Annotated in this window: 2 protein-coding genes and 1 pseudogene; all 3 read right to left on the bottom strand. The window is 36.6% G+C overall.

Features of this window, described 5'->3' with window-relative positions:
* Positions 1–206 precede the first annotated feature (206 nt).
* Entirely contained in the window at positions 207–1,802 is a 1,596-nt protein-coding gene (locus tag ACHZC3_RS09110) for a fibronectin type III domain-containing protein (protein ID WP_394759555.1), read from the bottom strand.
* 157 nt (positions 1,803–1,959) lie between these two features.
* Complete coding sequence (locus tag ACHZC3_RS09105; RefSeq protein WP_394759554.1) at positions 1,960–2,958, bottom strand: IS3 family transposase; 999 nt, start codon at positions 2,956–2,958, stop codon at positions 1,960–1,962.
* Positions 2,959–2,963: 5 nt separating this feature from the next.
* Positions 2,964–3,206 (bottom strand): annotated as a pseudogene (locus ACHZC3_RS09100) (hypothetical protein); the annotation flags it as partial.

Raw genomic sequence — 3,206 nt, 5'->3', positions numbered from 1 at the left:
TTGCTTTCAGCAGAAAAATTAAACAATTTGCCTATGCGGACAAGTTGTCCGCGCTCCCAGACAAGATTATTTAGTGAAATTTAACTAAAAAAGTAATGTGCGGAAATACACTAATAACTTTCAAGCTACTTTTTCCTTAAGTTGGTGCGTATAAGACAAGGCATTGCTTTGTCTCTACTGCGAAATTTAAGTTTATTGTTTTTTTCTTAGGGGTTTAATAAAATTGCTGAAGAAGCTAACGGTGGTATCGAACCATCAGTAATTGCCAAGTACATAACTTGGATTGACAAATCACCTGTTGGTGTTAAGAAGTGATAATCATCAATGTATCCTTCTTCTTTGGCATTTAACATACTGTTATCAGGCCAAATAAAAACTACATCGCGGGCTTTCGTCTGACTCTCCCAATCTTCAAAATCTACTTGTGCAGTGCTTGTTAAACCACCATCCGAATAGATTAAGTTTTTGGGGCCAGGAAATGGCAATGGGGAGCCTTCAATTCTACCGGAAGTAATCGAAGGGTCAGAATAATACATCTTATATTTTTTTCCACCGATATGCATAGGAAATGCAGCTTGGGCATTATTGAATAGTTTTGGACAACCGCTTGTTTCATACTGCACAACCCATTTACTACCATCCCAAATAGCATATCCATGATTCATTCTAGCGGTCGTACAACCTGAAACAGAATCCGTCGTGAAAACCATAAATGTTCCCGTTGCACCATCCCAACGCCAATCTGTTAAAGTAGGCCAGCCTACTTTGTGTTGACGCGCATTCGATATTTTTAAGTTCGCTTTTTCGCTATCGCCTTCTACCCCTAATTCTATTGTAAATTTACAACCACCACCTGTCGAATAATCTGCTGTAGTAATACAGACTTTGCTCGTGCCAGTATTAAAGTCGTGACCAATATACCCATCGACACTATCCACACTAAAAATTCTTGCTTTACCATCAGTACCATTGGCTTCAAAAAATAAACGAATATTGCCACCCATACTAGAAGAAAGTGGTACGCCTTGACCCGTCAATACAGCCAAAATATTTCCAACTCCGGTCGAAGGTGAGGCTAATCCAGCAGTAGCACTAGAGCCACTCATTGATGAAGTAAAGCTAGTGTAAGATGTAATATTTGTTCCATCTACAGCGCTATTTGATAACGCAGGTATCAGAAGTGAAGTGCCACTCGTGCCACTTGGCCCATAATATAATTGAATATGATTTGCTGTAATGCCACCAGCTTCAGACCCAATTCTTGTAGCGCTAATTCGTGCATTACCATCACTGACAATTTTTGTTAAATTAGAAACAGTATTTCCACTACCTTGTAATTGCCAATACTCTGTTGAAGTTTTTGTGGTGACAATGGCTGCAGATGCTTTAACACTTTCACTTGCATTGCCATAAGCAGTTACCGTTATAGAATATGTTGTATCTGCTTTTAAATCTTCCAAAGTAAGTGTTGTTACTCCTGAAGCAACAGTTTCTGAGATCGTCGCACCTCCTGTATCATCCACAGCTTCAATCTTATAATGATCAATCGTTACCCCAACCGGCTCTACCCAGTCGACTTTAATTTTACTTGAAGAAGTAAAAGTAAAACTTCCTACGGTCGTAGTGCTTAATCCGCTCAGCGCCACACCGGTAGGGGCCGATATAGCAGTTGTTGTCGAAGAGCTACTAGACCCACCGCCGCCGCCACAGGAGCTTAAAATAAAAATACCCCCGCTTACTAAAAAAATAACTAGCAGTGCTATCTTTGGTTTAAGACCATTGAAAATTACCTTTAGTTTCATTTGTAAGCCCTCACGAATAAATTAGTTTTTATTTGCACATTACCAAAAGTATACTCTTAAAACTCATTATAATCAATTAATGTTAAATGGTGCTCACCAAGTTCACCATGTTCGATTGATGAACATGCGGAAATTTTCAGTAACAATGAGACAAAACTTAACTTACATTATCTATGGGCTTGTTAATATAAACAGGCTCATTAAAAATGCAAGGTGTACTTTGGTTTCCTAAAAATCTATTTGGATTTTTCTTTTTAGCTTCATTCATAACAATCTTTCTCTTTTCAATTGTTTGTATTTGTGTTCCGTAATGTACATCCATAGGTGTGAGGCATTTAATTCCACTATGGAAATGCTCTTCGTTATACCATTTGTAAAAAGTAGTTAAAAATGCGTCAGCTTTTTCCATTGATTCAAAATGAATTGGGTAACCTGGAGAATACTTTAAAGTTTTAAAATTTGCTTCTGAAAAAGGGTTGTCATTAGAAACATACGGTCTATTTAAGCTTCTTGTGATGTTCAATTTATCATATGTTTCCAAAAGCAAATCAGATTTCATGATTGCTCCATTGTCAGAATGTACGACTAGTAACTTTTGTTCATTAATATGTTGTTTCTTAAAAGTTTGCTGAAATAAATCTAGCGCTATTTCCGATAATTCACTTTCCGCTACAGTCCAGCCAACGACATATCTACTGTATATGTCGATGATAACATAGAGGTAATAGTATTTCAATTTTTCTGTACACAATAATTTTGATACATCCCATGACCAAACTTGATTAGGTGCTGTAGCAATTAATTCTGGTCTGGAAAAAAAACTGGACCTGCGTAATTTTCTTCGCTCTACAGAAGCATCACATTCCTTTAAAATACGGTAAAAGCTAGATAAGCTACAAATATAGATGCCTTTGTTAAAAAGTTCATAGAAAATCTGTTTTGGCGATTTGTCAATATTTTCATCGCAATTTAGCAAGGCAAGAACGATGGCTTTTTCCTTTTCAGAAACTTTTCTCTCATTGTATGGGCAAATTTTAATTGTTTTAACAACATCTTTATTCTCATTAAATCTATAAAATGTTGCCCTGGAAATATCCAGGACTTCACAGAGTTCATCTATCGCATAGACGGATGCGTTTGCATTTATTAGTTCCATTGACATTACTCTTTCTTCTGGGCTTCTTCTAATAAATTTGCCATTTTTTTTTGAATCTCAATTAAACCTTCAAGTGTGGCATTTCGTTTAGTAAGCCTTTCATTTTCCTTTTTTAATTGAGCGTTTTCGTCTTTAACCGATTTAGGTGCTTCGTTATTTTTCATGTTTTTTCTCCAGGCTGAAACTTGTGATGAGTATAGACCATTTTGCCTTAAATATAGGCCTCTTTCTCCACTAGGCAAGCTTTC

Origin of the sequence: Flavobacterium sp. (assembly GCF_043720215.1) — a bacterium.
Lineage (GTDB): Bacteria > Bacteroidota > Bacteroidia > Flavobacteriales > Flavobacteriaceae > Flavobacterium.
Note: the sequence above shows the minus strand (reverse complement) of the source record. Positions and strands in the feature narration are given on the sequence as shown.

Excerpts from the sequence above, each read along its gene's own strand:
- ACHZC3_RS09105 (WP_394759554.1), bottom strand. The coding sequence starts at position 2,958 with ATGGAACTAATAAATGCAAACGCATCCGTCTATGCGATAGATGAACTC.
- ACHZC3_RS09110 (WP_394759555.1), bottom strand. The coding sequence starts at position 1,802 with ATGAAACTAAAGGTAATTTTCAATGGTCTTAAACCAAAGATAGCACTG.